The organism is Kitasatospora sp. A2-31, assembly GCF_022288725.1.
Taxonomy (GTDB): Bacteria; Actinomycetota; Actinomycetes; order Streptomycetales; family Streptomycetaceae; genus Kitasatospora.
Window position 1 is genome coordinate 1 of sequence record NZ_JAKNTA010000006.1, and the last position, 1,966, is coordinate 1,966.

A 1,966-nucleotide genomic window follows, 5' to 3' on the forward strand; every position below is an offset into this window, starting at 1 on the left:
GGTACCGTCACTTGCGCTTCTTCCCTGCTGAAAGAGGTTTACAACCCGAAGGCCGTCATCCCTCACGCGGCGTCGCTGCATCAGGCTTTCGCCCATTGTGCAATATTCCCCACTGCTGCCTCCCGTAGGAGTCTGGGCCGTGTCTCAGTCCCAGTGTGGCCGGTCGCCCTCTCAGGCCGGCTACCCGTCGTCGCCTTGGTAGGCCATTACCCCACCAACAAGCTGATAGGCCGCGGGCTCATCCTGCACCGCCGGAGCTTTCCACCAACCCCCATGCGGAGGAAGGTCATATCCGGTATTAGACCCCGTTTCCAGGGCTTGTCCCAGAGTGCAGGGCAGATTGCCCACGTGTTACTCACCCGTTCGCCACTGATCCACCCCGAAGGGCTTCACCGTTCGACTTGCATGTGTTAAGCACGCCGCCAGCGTTCGTCCTGAGCCAGGATCAAACTCTCCGTGAATGCTTGCTCGTAATCGAGCGGCACACTCGCGTTGAGCGGCACGGCAACCACCGGAATAGGGCGGCCCCGCGCACTGCGTCCTCGCTGTGTTATTTCAAAAGGAATCTCCAACCCCAGAGAATCTGAGGCCGGGGATGTCAACATATCTGGCGTTGACTTTTGGCACGCTGTTGAGTTCTCAAGGAACGGACGCTTCCTTCAGGCGGCTTTCACACCGGCCCTCCGGGCGCTTCGTTCTTTCGTGTTCCCAGCTTATCAGATCCTCGCGGCCGTTCTTACCGGCGTTTGTTTCTCTGAATTCCCGCTGGAGGGATTTCCTTCGACTTCGCTCCGAAGCCTATCAAAGCTTTCGGTGTGCTCAGTTCCGGGATTTGCCTTACGCGGAGGGTGCGCATTCTTGGAGCGCACTCACCTCGATTCGGCGGTGTCGTAGACACTAACGCCTGGACCAGGTCGTTGTCCAACCTGTCCCAACCGTTCAAACCTACTAGCCCACCCTCGCCACGTCAATGGTTTGGCCGGGATGCGAGAAGAGTAGCAGCTCAGGGGCATGTTGATCACATCGGCTCAGGCCGCGACCGGCTGCAGGTCCGCCCGGTCTGCCGCGTCCAGGTCGCCGGTCTCCCCGGTCGCCGCGGCCTTCCGTCCCCACACGAGGGCGTAGAGCAGGAACGCCACCTCGACCAGCGCACCGATCGAGATCCGCGCCCACGTGGGGAGGCCCGACGGGGTCACGAAGGCTTCCAGGGCGCCGGCCACGGCCAGGACCGTCGCGAGGCCGATCCCCATCCCGACGATCGACCGGCCCTGCTCGGCCAGCGCGGTCGCCCGGGTGCGAGGGCCGGGGTCGATCACGGTCCAGCCCAGCCGCAGGCCCAGGCCGCCGGCCACGAAGACGGCGGTCAGTTCCAGCAGGCCGTGCGGGATCAACAGGCCGAGGAAGACGTCGAGCCGGCCGGCGGAGGCCATGAGACCGATGCCGACACCGAGGTTGAGGACGTTGCTCCAGAGCACGTAGAGAACGGGAATGCCCAGCGCGACGCCGAAGACCAGGCACTGCACCGCGATCCAGGCGTTGTTCGTCCAGACCTGGGCCGCGAACGAACTCGCGGGGTGCTCCGAGTAGTAGGCCTCGAACTCGCCGCCGGGCATGGTCAGCTGGTGCAGCGCCTCCGGGCTGACCAGGCTGTTCCGGACCTCGGGGTGATTCGCCATCCACCAGGCGATCAGGGCGGTGCCGAACAGCGAGACGAGGGCTACCGACAGCCACCAGCGGCGCGCGCGGTAGAGCGCGGCCGGGAAGCTCACCGCGTAGTAGCGGGCGATGTCATGCCAGCCGCTGGTACGGCTTCCGGTGACCGCGTCCCGGGCCCGGGAGACCAGGCCGGTCAGGCGGCCCTCCAGCGTCGGGTCGGGGGCGGCGGCCTGGACCTTGGCGAGGTGGCCGGTGGCGCGCTGGTAGAGGGTGACCAGCTCGTCCGCCTCCTCGCCGGTGAGCCGGCGGG

Annotated in this window: 1 protein-coding gene and 1 rRNA gene; both read right to left on the reverse strand. The window is 65.6% G+C overall.

Features of this window, described 5'->3' with window-relative positions; translation table 11 throughout:
• Window positions 1–461, reverse strand: a 16S ribosomal RNA gene (locus MCM47_RS18015); the annotation flags it as partial.
• 567 nt (window positions 462–1,028) lie between these two features.
• Window positions 1,029–1,966: stage II sporulation protein M (locus MCM47_RS18020; protein ID WP_238862682.1), on the reverse strand; the 938-nt coding region annotated here is incomplete at its 5' end.